12 protein-coding genes are annotated in these 16,138 nt (G+C 62.5%); 7 read left to right on the plus strand and 5 right to left on the minus strand.

Annotation, left to right across the window (positions count from 1 at the left end; translation table 11 throughout):
* Nucleotides 1-43 precede the first annotated feature (43 nt).
* Nucleotides 44-790 carry a precorrin-4 C(11)-methyltransferase gene (cobM, locus tag NUH87_RS03085; RefSeq protein WP_338524675.1) on the plus strand — a complete coding sequence of 249 codons (747 nt, stop codon included), beginning with the start codon at nt 44-46 and terminating at the stop codon, nt 788-790.
* Between the two features lie 20 nt (nt 791-810).
* Complete coding sequence (locus NUH87_RS03090) at nt 811-1,245, plus strand: NUDIX hydrolase (RefSeq protein WP_338524676.1); 435 nt, start codon at nt 811-813, stop codon at nt 1,243-1,245.
* A 66-nt stretch (nt 1,246-1,311) separates the two neighbouring features.
* On the opposite strand, the gene nfuA is transcribed toward NUH87_RS03090, so the two are convergent.
* The gene (gene nfuA / locus NUH87_RS03095) at nt 1,312-1,896 is read right to left on the minus strand and encodes a Fe-S biogenesis protein NfuA (protein WP_040067782.1); all 585 of its coding nucleotides are present in this window, start codon (nt 1,894-1,896) and stop codon (nt 1,312-1,314) included.
* A gap of 56 nt (nt 1,897-1,952) precedes the next feature.
* Nucleotides 1,953-2,831: an EamA family transporter gene (locus NUH87_RS03100; RefSeq protein ID WP_338524677.1), complete on the minus strand. Its 879-nt coding sequence runs from the start codon at nt 2,829-2,831 to the stop codon at nt 1,953-1,955.
* Nucleotides 2,832-3,003: 172 nt separating this feature from the next.
* On the opposite strand from NUH87_RS03100, the gene NUH87_RS03105 reads away from it, so the two are divergent.
* Entirely contained in the window at nt 3,004-3,762 is a 759-nt protein-coding gene (locus tag NUH87_RS03105; RefSeq protein ID WP_338524678.1) for a helix-turn-helix transcriptional regulator, read from the plus strand.
* A 10-nt stretch (nt 3,763-3,772) separates the two neighbouring features.
* On the opposite strand, the gene NUH87_RS03110 is transcribed toward NUH87_RS03105, so the two are convergent.
* The gene (locus NUH87_RS03110) at nt 3,773-6,064 is read right to left on the minus strand and encodes a fatty acid cis/trans isomerase (RefSeq protein WP_338524679.1); all 2,292 of its coding nucleotides are present in this window, start codon (nt 6,062-6,064) and stop codon (nt 3,773-3,775) included.
* Nucleotides 6,065-6,215: 151 nt separating this feature from the next.
* Here NUH87_RS03110 and metH point away from each other — a divergent pair, with 151 nt between their 5' ends.
* The gene (gene metH, locus NUH87_RS03115) at nt 6,216-9,926 is read left to right on the plus strand and encodes a methionine synthase (RefSeq protein WP_338524680.1); all 3,711 of its coding nucleotides are present in this window, start codon (nt 6,216-6,218) and stop codon (nt 9,924-9,926) included.
* A gap of 49 nt (nt 9,927-9,975) precedes the next feature.
* A complete protein-coding gene (locus NUH87_RS03120) occupies nt 9,976-10,194 on the plus strand; it encodes a DUF2970 domain-containing protein (protein ID WP_338524681.1) in 219 nt (72 codons plus the stop codon).
* A gap of 203 nt (nt 10,195-10,397) precedes the next feature.
* On the opposite strand, the gene NUH87_RS03125 is transcribed toward NUH87_RS03120, so the two are convergent.
* On the minus strand, nt 10,398-11,474 hold the full coding sequence (locus NUH87_RS03125; protein WP_338524682.1) for an ABC transporter substrate-binding protein: 1,077 nt from the start codon (nt 11,472-11,474) through the stop codon (nt 10,398-10,400).
* Between the two features lie 561 nt (nt 11,475-12,035).
* Here NUH87_RS03125 and NUH87_RS03130 point away from each other — a divergent pair.
* Complete coding sequence (locus NUH87_RS03130) at nt 12,036-13,694, plus strand: nitrite/sulfite reductase (RefSeq protein ID WP_338524683.1); 1,659 nt, start codon at nt 12,036-12,038, stop codon at nt 13,692-13,694.
* On the plus strand, nt 13,678-14,172 hold the full coding sequence (locus NUH87_RS03135) for a DUF934 domain-containing protein (RefSeq protein WP_338524684.1): 495 nt from the start codon (nt 13,678-13,680) through the stop codon (nt 14,170-14,172). Before NUH87_RS03130 ends, NUH87_RS03135 begins: the two co-directional genes overlap by 17 nt.
* A 40-nt stretch (nt 14,173-14,212) precedes the next feature.
* Here NUH87_RS03135 and NUH87_RS03140 read toward each other — a convergent pair whose 3' ends face one another.
* Entirely contained in the window at nt 14,213-16,135 is a 1,923-nt protein-coding gene (locus NUH87_RS03140; RefSeq protein WP_338524685.1) for an NEL-type E3 ubiquitin ligase domain-containing protein, read from the minus strand.
* Nucleotides 16,136-16,138: the final 3 nt, after the last annotated feature.

The raw sequence follows: 16,138 nt of genomic DNA on the forward strand, positions 1-16,138 counted from the left end.
GTTGTTCATGTGCAACCTTGTGCAGACACATTCAGGGAATGTCATGACCGTCTATTTCATCGGCGCCGGCCCCGGCGATCCGGAACTCATCACCGTCAAGGGCCAACGCCTGATCCGTAGCTGCCCGGTGATCATCTATGCCGGTTCCCTGGTGCCTGAAGCCGTCCTGCAGGGCCACTGCGCCACGCAGGTGGTCAACAGCGCCGAGCTGCACCTGGAACAGATCATCGACCTGATCAAGGCGGCCGATGCCCAGGGCCAGGACGTGGCACGGGTGCATTCGGGTGATCCATCCCTCTACGGCGCCATCGGCGAACAGATCCGCCATCTGCGCGAACTGGGCATTGCCTATGAAATCGTCCCCGGCGTGACCGCGACCGCCGCCTGCGCCGCCTTGCTCGGCGCCGAGCTGACATTGCCGGATATTTCCCAGAGCGTGATCCTCACCCGCTACGCCGACAGAACCGCGATGCCGGCCGGCGAAGAACTGGGCAGCCTGGCCCGGCACCAGGCGACCATGGCGATTCACCTGGGGGTCAATCACCTGGCAAGAATCATCGACGAACTGCTTCCCCATTACGGCGCGGACTGCCCGATCGCGGTGATCCATCGCGCCACCTGGCCCGACCAGGACTGGGTACAGGGGACACTGGCGGATATCCTGACCAAGGTCGAGGCCAAGGGTTTCCGCCGCACGGCCCTGATCCTGGTGGGACGCGTGCTGGCCAGCGACCACTTCAGCGAGTCTTCGCTGTATCGCGCAGGCCACGCCCATCTTTATCGACCTTGATCGCCTGGGGGGATGACCCGATGTCCGAAGCGTTGTTTTCCGGCGCCAAGCTGGCCCTGATCTGCGGCGATGAGCTGCTGACCTATCTGCGTGACTTGAAGGACAGCATCCCCTATCCCGGGCATTGGGACTTTGCCGGCGGCGGTCGCGAGGGTGACGAAACCCCGACCGAATGCGCCCTCAGGGAGCTGGACGAGGAGTTTTCCCTGCGCATCGAGACCGAGCGCATCGAATGGCTACGGCGCTACCCCAGTGTCACCCAGCCCAATACCCACTCGTGGTTTCTGGTGGGACAACTCAAGCGTGCGGAAATCGAGGCGATTCGGTTTGGCGACGAAGGCCAGTACTGGCGGATGATGCCGATTGCCGAATACCTGGAACATCCACTGGGCGTGCCTTATCTGCAAGAGCGTCTGCGTGACTATCTGCAGAGCTGTGCTTCTGCCCCAGAGTAAAAAAACGGTGCTCACGGGCACCGTTTTTTTATCCATCCAAACGCAGTGAACGCCCTGCTACCGAACTCAGTAGTAGGCGTTTTCTTTTTGCGTATGGTCGGTGACGTCACGCACGCCCTTGAGCTCGGGAATCCGCTCGAGCAAGGTGCGCTCGATGCCTTCCTTCAGGGTCACGTCGGCCTGGCCGCAGCCCTGGCAACCACCGCCGAACTGCAACACGGCAATACCGTCCTCGACCACATCGATCAGGGTGACCTGGCCGCCGTGGCTGGCCAGCCCCGGGTTGATCTCGGTTTGCAGGTAGTAGTTGATGCGCTCGTTGATCGGGCTGTCGGCGTTGACCATCGGCACCTTGGCGTTGGGGGCCTTGATGGTCAACTGGCCGCCCATGCGGTCGGTGGCGTAATCGACTACCGCATCGTCGAGGAAGGCTTCGCTGAAGGCATCGATCCACGCGGTGAAGCTCTTGAGCCCCAGCGCAGTGTCTTCAGGCTTTTCTTCACCCGGCTTGCAGTAGGCAATGCAGGTTTCGGCGTACTGGGTACCCGGCTGGGTAATGAAGATGCGAATGCCGATCCCCGGGGTGTTCTGCTTGGACAGCAGGTCAGCCAGGTAATCGTGGGCGGCATCGGTAATGGTTATGGCGCTCATGGAATCTCCTCACAGATTGGCGCCAGTTTACGCCAATCGGGTCTCCGGACAAAGTCCTAGTATTTCTGTCGGGAAAGCAGCGGCCGCCACTGGATCGAACCCACCCGCAACGCCAGGAAAATCAGCGCGCTGGCCATCCAGCCCAGCGGACTCGGCCAGACACCGAGCAGCATGATCGAACCGAGGATGGCGAATACCGGAATCAGCAGCGAGAGCGGCGCCACCCGCGACAACGGATATTCCCGCAACAGCAGATTCCAGCCCCAGTAGCACAGGTGCGTGGCGCCATAGACCTGGAACGCCAACGAGCCCATCAGGCCCGCCCCGCCCTGTTCCGCCAACGCGACGAAGGGCGCGCTGCCGCTCTTGAGCCAGGTCAGCAGGAACAGCGGCACCGGGGCGAACAGGCTGGCCCAGACCACGAACGCGAAGACCTCCTGGACCCGGGACAGCTTGATCAACACATTGCCAAGGCTCCAGGCGACGGCACTGAGTACGATCAACAGCAAACCGGCCCTGCTCTCTCCCGCCGGGCTGTCGTACAGGACACAGGCCAGCCCCAGGGCTGCGAGCAGCGCACCGATCACCTGGGCCCCGCTCAGCGGCTCCCGAAACAGCAGCACGCCCCAGCCCAGGGTAAAGAATGCACTGGTCTGGATCAGCAGCGCCGCCGCCCCCGGGGGAACCCCCAGGCTGATGCCGAAGTTGATCAAGCCCCACATGGCGACCCCGAAAATCATGCCGTAGGCGGCGATCCAGCGCAGCGCCACTTGCGGGCGGCGAATGAAAAACACCCACGGCAGAGCGGCCAGGGTAAAGCGTAGCGCCGTCAGGAGCAGCGGGTCGACACTCGTCAGCCCCAGCTTGGTGATGGGGAAGTTCAAGCCCCAGATGGCCGTGACGAGCACGGCGAGCAACAGGTGTTTTTTCTGCATGGCAAAGGATCCGAAAGGTCAGGTTCGGCGATACGACTCGCCGGCACCGGAATACTTTGCCGCCGCAGCTTGTGACCCGCTTGCAACTCAAGGTCAAAAAATACTAAAAATGGGCCAAAGCCATTCCCGACAAGCCCGACTTCAAATCCCCTTGACCCACCGGTATCAGGCCATGCCCGATTTTTACCCGATGACCTCACGCGAGGTGGTCGTTACCCGCCACGACTATGCCGATGGCCAGCGATTTGACCCGCACCACCATCCGCGGGGCCAGTTCGCCTATGCCGCCTGCGGGGTGATCACGGTGTTTACCGACGAAGGCGACTGGGTCGTACCGCCGGGACGCGCCATCTGGGTACCCGCCGGGCTGCCACATGCCATGTGCATGCGCGGGCCGGTGACCATGCTCAACGCCTATATCCTGCCAGCCACCCAGCAACGCCTGGCGCTGGCCGGGCATTGCCAGGTGCTGGGGGTTTCCGAGTTGTTGCGGCACTTGCTGGAGCAGGCGGCACAAGTCCCCGAACACACCTTGGCCAGTGAGCGCGATGAATACCTGTTGGGTTTGTTGCTCCACGAGATCGTCCGGATGCCAAGGCTGGCACTGAACGCCCCGCTGCCCCGGGAACCGCGCCTGGCGAAGATCTGCCGCCGGCTGCTGGACCAGCCGTCACTGGAAAACAGTCTCGATGAGATGGCCCGGGAGGCGGGAATGAGCCGCCGCACCTTCACCCGCCTGTTCCGCCAACACAGCGGCGTCAGCTTCGTCGAATGGCGCCAGCAGGCTTGCCTGCTGGCGGCGATCGTACGACTGGGCAACGGCGAACCGGTAACGCGGGTGGCCATGGAACTGGGCTACAGCAGCCCGAGCGCCTTTGCCACGGTGTTCCGACGGGCACTGGGCGAATCGCCCAGTCGTTATTTGCAGTGACGCCTCGCCCTCAAAGGTTCTCGTAGCGGTTCATGTCCAGCACACCGGCATTCACCGGGTCGGTTTCCTGCAGGTAGGTGGTCAGGTCGTGGAAATACTGCCAGAACTGCGGATGGCTGCGGCGAATCCCCCAGCGCTGGACAATCTGCTCGAACCCGGCGGCATCCTTGGCCTGCTCCATGGCATCGACAAACGCCGGCACCTGATCGGCCGGCACATTGAACATGAAGTTCGGATAGCTGGTGAGGACGCCCGGGTAAATGATCACGCTGTCCAGCCCCGGCTGATAGCGAGATTCCTCGCCGAGCATGAACGCCACGTTGCTGTGGGCGCGATTGCGCAACAGGCTGTAGATCTCGCGCTTGCCGCTGCGGCTTTCGATGCGCAGCATCGTCGCTTCCGGCAACTGGTCGATGACCTTGAGCCCGGCCGCCGGGCGCGAGGTCAGCCGGCTGAGGGACTGCTCGGCCTCCTGCAACCCGGGATCGATATTCGGACGTGAACAGTACGCGCCCTCACAGCGGTTGATCGGGTCCGGATGGGCGTTGAGATCGCCGTAGCGCAGCAGCAACTTCCGGGCGAAGTCGCGCTTGGGGTCCTTTTCATCGAGTTTCAGGGCGCTCGGCTTGCTGTCGTCGATGCGCTCGTAGTCCAGCCACATCTTCAGCTGGCCGCCGTTCTGGTACCAATCGTCGAGGTAGGCGTCACGGGAATTCGCCGGCATCAGGCGCAGGAAGTTCTGCTCGGCACCGTTGCGGATCAGGTCGAAATACAGCCGCGTCTGGGCCTGGTGCGACACATTGCCGAACACATCGAAGTTCACCGCCAGTTGGTAATAGGTACGCTCCAGTAGCGGGTAGTCGAACAGCCACATCGTCTGCGGCACCTCGCCGATCAGGCCCTTGCTGACCGTGGCGCTGTCGAAATGGCGGAAAATGCTCAGCAACGCATTGTCGTTGCCGGCCCACAAGGTCGACCAGCTCGGCGCCCGGACATTCGCGTAGGCGTCCCGGCGCAAGGCTTCATACTCGTTGCGCTTGTCGCGATAAGCCAGCCACAGGCTCAACACGCTGCCGACGTCGTCGTTCTGTCCGGGCATCGCCAGCAACGGCGTCGCAGCCCCGCGATAACTCGGGTCGGTGATGTAGAGATCATGCTCCGGGGCCTGGAACAATGCCCAGAAGTGGTCACGAATCACGTCGGTAGCAATCTGCCCGCGACAGACCGGCCCACGGATAAAGGTGTCGACGAAGTACTCGGCGTTGTCGAGCATGAACTGATAGCGCGCCGCCGCCGGGATCGCCTCGAAGGTCTCGAAGGGGTTGGCCCGTCGCTGCGGGCCATAGCCCGGCAAGGCGGTGACCTGCCAGTTGCCGCTGTAGAACAGGGTCTTGATCCGCGCCATTTTCGCCGCGCTCAGGCCATAGGTGATATGGGTCTTGTAGACGATGACCCCCGCTACCGGCATCAGCCGGTAGTAGACCTGGGTACCCGGATCGTCGTTGGGACGTCGGGTGGCGATCAGGTCGATGGGCCGCCCGCTGGGCGTGCGCGAACGCACCCACTGGAAGAAATGCCCCGGCTCGCCGCCGGCAAAGTAGATATGGGCCAGGAACCAGTGCTCGAACAGCCAGCGCGCGACCAGGCTTTCCCGGGCTCCCGGAGCATTGAGCAGGTTTTCCCACGCGGTGATCTGCACCGCCTCCCGGGCGCTGGGCACGAGGCCGCGCTCATCGACGGGCGCTCCAGCGGCGAGCCAGCGTTGCAGGGTCTGGTACTGCTGATCGGTCAGGCCGGTCACGGCCAGCGGCATGCCCTCTTTCGGATGGGCGCCGGCATAGGCGGCAAACTCCCCCGGTAGCGGGCACATGTTCTCGCGCTCCAGGCCCAGCGTAATCTCCTCGGGCAACTTGGCGTTGGGTTGCAGCGGGGTCCGATGCCCCAGCTCCAGCATCCGCGCCATCAGCGCGGCCTGGCTGCCCTGGGCATCGAGCACCGAGTAGAAGCCCTTGTCCCGCCAGGCCGCCGGCCCCTGGGCATCGACGAACAAGCGGGTCGGGGTCGACACGTCACTACGCGCGCCGTCGTAGACCAGGGCTTTCGAAGCCCCCCGGGTGGCCCCTTCCGCGCTGCCCAGGTTGAGCTGGCACGCCGAGTCATAACAGGCGTGGCAGGCCACGCACTTCTCGGTGAAAATCGGCTGGATATCGCGGGTGTAGGAAATCGCCGGCGCCGGACCTTGCGCCTGGGCGACACCGCCCGCCCATATCAAGAGGAAAAAGCTTATGACTCTGCGCGACATATCCTTGGTCCTTAAAGAAAAACGCCGCAATTCTACCGCGTAACCGGCCCGCCAACATGAGCGATATTCATGCAAATCGCCGCCATGCTCTAAAAGCGTACAGGTTTGCTATGATCGCGGCTCTTCTGTATTCGCCTTCCAGGTAGTTTCCATGTCCGATCGCAGTGCTCGCCTCCACGCCCTCCAGCAAGCTCTCAAGGAGCGCATCCTGATTCTCGACGGCGGCATGGGCACCATGATCCAGAGCTACAAGCTCGAGGAGCAGGACTATCGCGGCAAACGCTTCGCCGACTGGCCCAGCGACGTAAAGGGTAACAACGACCTGCTGGTCATCACCCGTCCGGATGTGATCGGCGCCATCGAGAAGGCTTACCTGGATGCCGGCGCGGACATCCTGGAAACCAACACCTTCAACGCCACCCAGGTGTCCCAGGCCGACTATGGCATGGAAGCGCTGGTTTACGAACTGAACGTGGAAGGCGCCCGCCTGGCGCGCCAGGTGGCCGACGCGAAAACCCTGGAGACCCCGGACAAGCCGCGCTTCGTCGCTGGCGTGCTCGGCCCGACCAGCCGTACCTGCTCGCTGTCCCCGGACGTGAACAACCCCGGTTACCGCAACGTGACCTTCGATGAACTGGTGGAGAACTACACCGAGGCCACCAAGGGCCTGATCGAAGGCGGCGCCGACCTGATCCTGATCGAGACCATTTTCGACACCCTCAACGCCAAGGCGGCGATCTTCGCCGTGCAAGGTGTGTATGAAGAACTGGGTTTCGAACTGCCGATCATGATCTCCGGCACCATCACCGATGCCTCCGGCCGCACCCTGTCGGGCCAGACCACCGAAGCCTTCTGGAACTCCGTAGCCCATGCCAAGCCGATCTCGGTCGGCCTGAACTGCGCCCTGGGTGCCAGCGAACTGCGTCCGTACCTGGAAGAGCTTTCGGACAAGGCCAGCACCCGCGTTTCCGCGCACCCCAACGCCGGCTTGCCGAACGAATTCGGCGAATACGACGAACTGCCGGAAGACATGGCCAAGGTAGTCGAAGAGTTTGCCCAGAGCGGCTTCCTGAATATCGTCGGTGGTTGCTGCGGGACCACGCCAGCGCACATCCAGGCCATCGCCAAGGCGGTCGCCGGCTATGCGCCGCGGGCCATTCCGGACATCCCCAAGGCTTGCCGCCTGTCGGGCCTGGAGCCCTTCACCATCGACCGCCAGTCGTTGTTCGTCAACGTCGGCGAGCGGACCAACATCACCGGCTCCGCCAAGTTCGCCCGGCTGATCCGCGAGGACAACTACACCGAAGCCCTTGAAGTCGCCCTGCAGCAGGTGGAAGCCGGTGCCCAGGTGATCGACATCAACATGGACGAGGGCATGCTCGACTCGAAGAAGGCCATGGTCACCTTCCTCAACCTGATCGCCGGCGAGCCGGACATCTCCCGTGTGCCGATCATGATCGACTCCTCCAAATGGGACGTGATCGAAGCCGGCCTCAAGTGCATCCAGGGCAAGGGCATCGTCAACTCCATCAGCATGAAGGAAGGCGTCGAGCAGTTCATTCATCACGCCAAGCTGTGCAAGCGCTATGGCGCCGCCGTGGTGGTGATGGCCTTCGACGAGGCCGGCCAGGCCGACACCGAAGCGCGCAAGAAGGAAATCTGCAAGCGCTCCTACGACATCCTGGTGAACGAAGTCGGCTTCCCGCCGGAAGACATCATCTTCGACCCGAACATCTTCGCCGTCGCCACCGGCATCGAGGAACACAACAACTACGCCGTCGATTTCATCAACGCCTGCGCCTATATCCGTGACGAGCTGCCCTATGCGCTGAGCAGCGGTGGCGTGTCCAACGTGTCCTTCTCGTTCCGTGGCAACAACCCGGTGCGCGAGGCAATCCACTCGGTGTTCCTGCTGTACGCGATCCGCGCCGGCCTGACCATGGGTATCGTCAACGCCGGCCAGCTGGAGATCTACGACCAGATTCCGCTGGAACTGCGCAACGCCGTCGAGGACGTGATCCTCAACCGCACCCCGGAAGGCACCGACGCCCTCCTCGCCATCGCCGACCAGTACAAGGGCGACGGCAGCGTCAAGGAAGCCGAAACCGAAGAGTGGCGCGGCTGGCCCGTCAACAAGCGCCTGGAACATGCGCTGGTCAAGGGCATCACCACCCACATCGTCGAAGACACCGAAGAGTCGCGCCAGTCGTTCGCCCGCCCGATCGAAGTGATCGAAGGCCCGCTGATGTCCGGCATGAACATCGTCGGCGACCTGTTCGGCGCCGGGAAAATGTTCCTGCCCCAGGTGGTGAAATCCGCCCGGGTAATGAAGCAGGCGGTGGCCCACCTGATTCCGTTCATCGAGCTGGAGAAAGGTGACAAGCCGGAGGCCAAGGGCAAGATCCTGATGGCCACGGTCAAGGGCGACGTCCACGACATCGGCAAGAACATCGTCGGCGTGGTGCTCGGTTGCAACGGCTACGATATCGTCGACCTCGGCGTGATGGTCCCGGCGGAGAAGATCCTGCAGGTGGCCAAGGAGCAGAAGTGCGACATCATCGGCCTGTCCGGGCTGATCACCCCGTCGCTGGATGAAATGGTCCATGTCGCCCGGGAAATGCAGCGCCAGGATTTCCACCTGCCGTTGATGATCGGCGGCGCGACCACCTCCAAGGCGCACACCGCGGTGAAGATCGAACCGCGCTACAGCAACGATGCGGTGGTCTACGTCACCGACGCCTCCCGCGCCGTGGGCGTGGCGACCCAGTTGCTGTCCAAGGAACTCAAGGCCGGTTTCGTCGAGAAGACCCGCGAGGAATATGTCGAAGTCCGCGAGCGCACCGCCAACCGCAGCGCCCGTACCGAACGCTTGAGCTACGCCGCGTCGATTGCCAAGAAGCCGCAGTTCGACTGGAGCAGCTACCAGCCGGTCAAGCCGACCTTCACCGGCGCCCGGGTGCTGGACAACATCGACCTCAAGGTTCTGGCCGAATACATCGACTGGACGCCGTTCTTCATCTCCTGGGACCTGGCCGGCAAGTTCCCGCGCATCCTCGAGGATGAGGTGGTCGGTGAAGCCGCCACCGCGCTCTATGCCGATGCCCGGGAAATGCTCAACAAGCTGATCGACGAGAAGCTGATCAGTGCCCGTGCGGTCTTCGGCTTCTGGCCGGCCAACCAGGTGCGCGACGATGACCTGGAAGTCTACGGCGACGACGGCAAACCGCTGGCCAGGCTGCATCACCTGCGCCAACAGATCATCAAGACCGACGGCAAGCCGAACTTCTCCCTGGCCGACTTCGTCGCGCCGAAAGACAGCGGCATCACCGACTACGTGGGGGGCTTTATCACCACCGCCGGGATCGGCGCCGAGGAAGTCGCCAAGGCCTACCAGGACAAGGGCGACGACTACAACTCGATCATGGTCAAGGCCCTGGCCGACCGCCTGGCCGAGGCCTGCGCCGAGTGGCTGCACCAGCAGGTGCGGAAAAACTACTGGGGCTATGCCAAGGACGAGCAGTTGGACAACGAGGCGCTGATCAAGGAGCAGTACAGCGGCATTCGCCCGGCCCCCGGCTATCCGGCCTGCCCCGACCACACCGAGAAAGGCACCCTGTTCGCCCTGCTCGACCCGGCGGCCAGCGAAGGCAAGGCCGGCCAGAGCGGCGTGTTCCTCACCGAACACTATGCGATGTTCCCGGCGGCGGCGGTCAGCGGCTGGTATTTCGCCCATCCGCAGGCGCAGTACTTCGCCGTCGGCAAGATCGACAAGGACCAGGTGCAGAGCTACACCGCGCGCAAGGGCCAGGAGCTGAGCGTCAGTGAACGCTGGCTGGCACCGAACCTGGGTTACGACAACTGATCCATTGTCTATGCTCTCCACATACGACCTTGTGTGTGTGGAGGGCCCCATGGACGACCCGATCGACAACAAGCCGCCGACCTTCTGGCAAATGCTCCACAGCGTGATGGCGGCGGCCTTTGGCGTACAAAGCGGGAAGAACCGTGCCCGCGACTTTACCCATGGCAAGCCGAGCCACTTCGTGATGATGGGCATCCTGTTCACGACGGTGTTCGGGCTGACGCTTTACGGCATCGTCAAGCTGGTGCTGCACTTCGCGGGCGTCTGACCGGCCACCAGGGTCTGTACGAAAACTCGCCGAGCGGCGATCAGGCAAGGCAAAAACAGGCGAGGAAGCGGAGTTTAGCCCGCTAAATGAGCATTACTCGCTTCGCTCGCCCTTCGGGCCGTCCTTCGGACGTTCTCACTTCGTTCGTCCGAGCCTGTTTTTAACGCAGCATGATCGTCGCGCAGGCAGTTTTCGTACAGACTCTAGGGCAGCAAGGTTTTCAGGGAGAACGGATAACGGTAGCTGTCCGGTTTGCCGCGGGCGCTCAGCGCCTTGAAATCGACGCGGTAATCCTCTCTGGCGCCGAACTTCAACAGCTTCTCGGCCTGGGCCTTGTCGATCAGTTCCAGCGCCTGGACCTGCCGCTCGCGGCCGCCATAACGGGTAAAGTCGATCCCGTCGGCATGGTCACGCAGCAACACCATCGCCCAGCCTCCCAGGGTGAAATGCCCGGCCACCAGCACGCTCAGCCGCCCGTCGATGCGCGCCCGGAGAACCTCCGGGGAGCTGTTGACGGCGCTGAACAGGACATCCTGTCCCGGCCGGCGCCCGGCTTTTTCGAAGGCGGCCATGGCGCCCAGGGCCATTTCGTCGTTGGCGGACCACACCAGCGATGCCTGCGGATAGCGCCGGATCATCTGTTCGGCCTGATCGAAGGCCCGCGCGCGACTCCACTCGCCATAAACCAACTGGCGCAGGTGAACCTGCGGGGACTCCGCCAGGGCCCGGCGCATGCCTTTCTCGCGCAAATACGAAGCCGGAGTGAGCTTCATTCCGGCAAAGGCCAGCAGCTCGATAGGCTGGCCCGGCGCCTGCAACGAGCGTTGGCGGATCAGTTCCTTGAGCATCAGGTAACCGCCCTGCTCGTCGTTCTGCACCAGGCTGCCCAACAGCTCCGGCGCAGCGCCGAAGCGCTTGTCCTGGGCCGGTGTCAGCGTGTTGTTGACGATAAACAGCTTGACCCCAGTGCCCTCGGCCATCCGCAGGATTTGCGGGGCCACGGACTGTTCATTGACGAACAGCAAGTAGTCGGGCCGAGGCGTGGCCTGCAGGACTTCATAGGCCTGGGCAAGGGTGGTTTGCGGGTTGCGTTCGCCATAGTGCACCGTAAGCCCCATGCCGAGATTGTGCGCGGCCGTCTGCATGAAGTGGGCATAGCTGACCCAGAACGGCTCGGTGGTGTAGCCAGGATTGAGAAATACCACCGTGGTCGCCGCCTGGGCCATCGCCCAGAAAGGCAGGCTCAGGATCAGCAACCCTTTGCAGAGAGTCTTCAGCATGTCACCGCGCCCCGGAAAATAGCGGTGCAGTATAAAGGCAAAATGCCTGTGCCTCGTAGCAAACCATCGGAATTGTCCGACAACTGTTGTCATGACAATGCCGTCAGCCCGATCAGTTGCCCTCCTCTGTAGATGTAGGCGCGAGCTTGCTCGCGCCTACATGATGCCGCCTTACTTGTGGCTGACCCAGAACACCGCCGTGGCCACCACCAGGATGATCAGGAACAGGATCGCCCAGGCATCGACCGTGCTGTCGCTTTTCCTTGCTTTGACTGGATTGCTCATCGCATCGCCTCTTGTCGGTTTTATCGGTGATTGCTGCAAACTCGCTGATAGTTAAGTAGAGATTTGCCCGCACCACAAATAGGGGTATGGCTGGCTGACGAACGTTAGTCGTTTTGGTTCTGTGCATATACTCAAACATCACTTTTACGCATATCTGCAAACTGCTATCGTGCGCCGGCTCCATCATGGAGTGCGCGGCCGTGCGCGCAGAATTGTTGAGATACGCCGGGTGCCTGGGCCCCCGGGGTATTTATGAAGCCTGAGAACAGGATCTATATGTACGTATACGACGAGTACGATCAGCGGATCATCGAGGACCGCGTCAAGCAGTTCCGTGATCAGACCCGACGCTATCTGGCAGGTGAGCTGAGCGAAGAAGAGTTCCGCCCTCTGCGCCTGCAAAATGGCCTGTATGTGCAGCGTTTCGCCCCGATGCTGCGGGTTGCCGTGCCTTATGGCCAGCTGACTTCGCGCCAGGCGCGAATGATGGCGCGGATCGCCCGCGACTACGACAAGGGCTACGCCCACGTCAGCACCCGGCAGAACGTGCAGTTCAACTGGCCGGCGCTGGAAGACGTGCCCGAGATTCTCGCCGAGCTGGCCACCGTGCAGATGCACGCGATCCAGACCAGCGGCAACTGCCTGCGCAACGTCACCACCGACCAGTTCGCCGGTGTCGCCGCCGACGAGTTGGTCGACCCGCGCCCGTGGTGCGAGATCGTCCGCCAGTGGACCACCTTCCACCCGGAATTCGCCTACCTGCCGCGCAAGTTCAAGATCGCCATCAACGGCTCGACCTCGGACCGCGCGGCCATCGAAGTCCACGACATCGGCCTGGAGCCGGTGCATAACGCCGCCGGCGAACTGGGTTTCCGGGTCCTGGTGGGTGGCGGCCTGGGGCGTACCCCGGTGGTCGGTGCCTTTATCAACGAATTCCTGCCGTGGCAGGACCTGTTGAGCTATCTCGACGCCATCCTGCGGGTCTACAACCGCTACGGACGTCGCGACAACAAGTACAAGGCGCGGATCAAGATCCTGGTCAAGGCCTTGACCCCGGAAGTCTTCGCCGAGAAAGTCGAAGCGGAAATGGTCCATCTGCGCGGCGGCCAGACCACCCTCACCGAGGCCGAAGTCCATCGCGTCGCCAAACATTTCGTCGATCCGGACTACAAGGCGCTGAGCAACCAGGCTGCCGAACTGGCTGAACTGGACCAGCAGCACGCGGGCTTCGCCCGCTGGCGCATCCGCAACACCCTGGCCCACAAGAAAGCCGGCTATGTGGCCGTCACCTTGTCCCTCAAGCCCACCGGCGTAGCGCCGGGCGACGTGACCGACAAGCAGTTCGACGCCATCGCCGACCTGGCCGACCGCTACAGCTTCGGCCAACTGCGCACCTCCCACGAGCAGAACATCATTCTCGCCGACGTGGAGCAGAGCCAACTGTTCGCCCTCTGGGGCGAATTGCGCGAGCACGGTTTCGCCACGCCGAACATCGGCCTGCTGACCGACATCATCTGCTGCCCGGGCGGTGACTTCTGCTCCCTGGCCAACGCCAAGTCGATCCCCATTGCCGAAGCCATCCAGCGCCGTTTCGACGACCTGGACTACCTGTTCGACATCGGCGAGCTGGACCTGAACATTTCCGGCTGCATGAACGCCTGCGGCCACCACCATGTGGGCCACATCGGCATTCTCGGGGTGGACAAGAAAGGCGAAGAGTTCTACCAGGTGTCCCTCGGCGGCAGCGCCAGCCGTGACGCCAGCCTGGGCAAGATCCTCGGCCCTTCCTTCGCCCAGGACGACATGCCCGACGTGATCGAGAAACTGATCGACGTCTACGTGGAAAAACGTACCGAAGACGAACGCTTCATCGACACTTACCAGCGTATCGGTATCGACCCCTTCAAGGAGCGCGTCTATGCAGCGAATCATTAAGAACAATGCCGTCATCGACGAAACCTGGCATCTGCTGCCCAAGGACGCGTCCTTCGACGGTATCTCCAACTGCGACGACCTGATCGTGCCGTTGGCCCTGTGGCGCGACCACGGCCATGCCCTCAAGGCCCGTGACGGCGGACTGGGCGTCTGGCTGGACGCCGATGAAGAAGCCGAGGAAATCGGCGATGACGTAAAACACTTCCAGGTCATCGCCCTGAACTTCCCGGCCTTCACCGACGGTCGCAGTTACTCCAACGCCCGCCTGTTGCGTGACCGCTATGGCTACAAGAACGAACTGCGGGCGATTGGCGACGTGCTGCGCGACCAGCTGTTCTATATGCACCGCTGCGGTTTCGATGCCTACGCCCTGCGTGCGGACAAGGACCCGTACGAAGCCCTCGAAAGCCTCAAGGACTTCTCGGTGACCTACCAGGCCGCCACCGACGAACCGCTGCCGCTGTTCCGTCGCCGCTGAAGCTGTCCGGCCCGGGTGCATCACGCGCCCGGGCCGGGCTTCAAGCGTCCAGTTCCGCCTCCGGGATTCTCTCCAGTACCTCTTCGGTCAACGCCAGCGTCTCCCTGGCCTGGGCCTCCCGCCAAGCCCTGAGTTGATCACCCATCTGTGCCTCCAGTTCGATATCGACGAACTCATGCCAAAGGGGGTCGCGACTGCTCGTACGCTGGGAGTCCAGCACCGACAGGGTGGCTTGGTATTGCTCATCGATAGCCTTGAATCGCGATGGGTGATTCTCCTTCAGGTAGCTGGCCCAGAACTCGCGATCGGCCAATGCCCGCGCATACGCCGGGGTCCGTTCCCGGGCCAGTACCTTGGCATGGGCCGCGCCCAGCTTTTGCTCCGTCACCCGAGCCAATTCGGTAAATGTCATGTGCTTGGGTTGGCCCGGCAAGCGAAGTCGCTCCGTCAGGCCAATGCGGTAGGCCAGCCTCACCTCCACCGGGTCGACCCGTGGCGTATCGGGCAACTTCAGCCGCGCCTCGATATCCGCCTGGGCCAGGCGCTCGACCTCATCCAGGCGCCACAATCCCCGGGTCAGCTTCAGCAGATTCAGTTCGGTAGCGGCCGGGGTGCCCGCGGCCCTTGCCCTCGCCTGATGCACCAGGACCCTGACCTCCATGTCGCTGAAGATCAGCTCCGCGCCATCGGAGCAGGTCTGCGGATGGGACGCCGAGGCAAACAGCTCCTCGCGCAGCTCACTGTATTGACTGACCGCATCCACGACCTGCCAGACCCGCAGGCTCAAATCCCGGGGCGCCTCGCGATATTCGGCGCTGACCGTCAGATCCGCCAGCAGCTTGAAAAAATCCGTGGAGCCTTGCTGCCGATGCAGCAACTGCCATTGCTGTTCTTTCAGAACCTTCTGCTCGGCCGATACGCCCCCCAGCCAGTGGTCGCACTCGCAAAGCGACGGGGTTCGATGCAGGGCATGGGCGCGCCGCCGGCCCGGGGTATCGATGCCGAAATTGATACCGGTTTCGCGCTCGTAACGCTGTAACCGCTGCATGCCCGCGGCCGAAAGCGCCGGATTGTCGTGGAGGTGGGTAATCCGGTTGATGGCGGTGGGACCTGCGTAAACCGCCTCGGGAATCACCGAAATCCGATTGTTGCGCAGGTCCACACGCTGCAAGTTGCGCAACCCCGACAGACCGACAGGCCAGCGATCCAGCTGTGCATGACGTAGCACCAGGTTCTCCAGCTCGCTCATCTGGCTGACATCGGGGGGCTGGTGCAAAGGGTTATGCGAAAGGTTCAGAAATTTCAGTCGGGTCAGGCGGGACAACACACCTGACGCCTGGGCGTTCAACACAATCTGGTTGTCTGGCAGGTGCAGATGGACCAGTTCGGACATCTGCTCCAACTCCACCGGCAGGCTGCTCAGATGGTTGAAGCCCATGGACAACCAGCGCAACTGCCTGAAACAGGATAAAAACGAAACTTCGCTGCTGGCAACGGCCATATCATTCATGAACAGAAAGCCCACATGACTGAAGTCGGCACTGATCGCCGGCAAGTCCCCGACCCGCATGCCCAACAGGTCCAGTTCATAGAAGTACTGCCCACCCAGCAGGTTGCGGTTGGACTGTTTTCTCCAGCAGGCCAGGATCGCATCGGCCACCCGCTGCTTGTTGTCGAGCGCTACGGGAGCGACTTGCAAGGTTCCTCGCACACGCCTCCAGGTCTGGCGTTGCACCCATCCATCCAGCGTGGTGAACAAGGTTTCATACTCCTCCCGCAGGCGTTCGAGTTCCACCAGGCAGGCAGACTCGGGCAGGTGGAGTGAACTGAGGAAACGACCCACCTCCTCCGAGGAGAACCCCGGATACAGGTCACGCACACGAGCGCTCAAATGCTCGGAATACCCCAGAATCCTGCCATCATCGCTCATCGGGTAGCCGATACGTCCCGAAGCCAGGCGCATGGG

This window comes from Pseudomonas batumici (genome assembly GCF_036585405.1).
GTDB lineage: Bacteria > Pseudomonadota > Gammaproteobacteria > Pseudomonadales > Pseudomonadaceae > Aquipseudomonas > Aquipseudomonas batumici.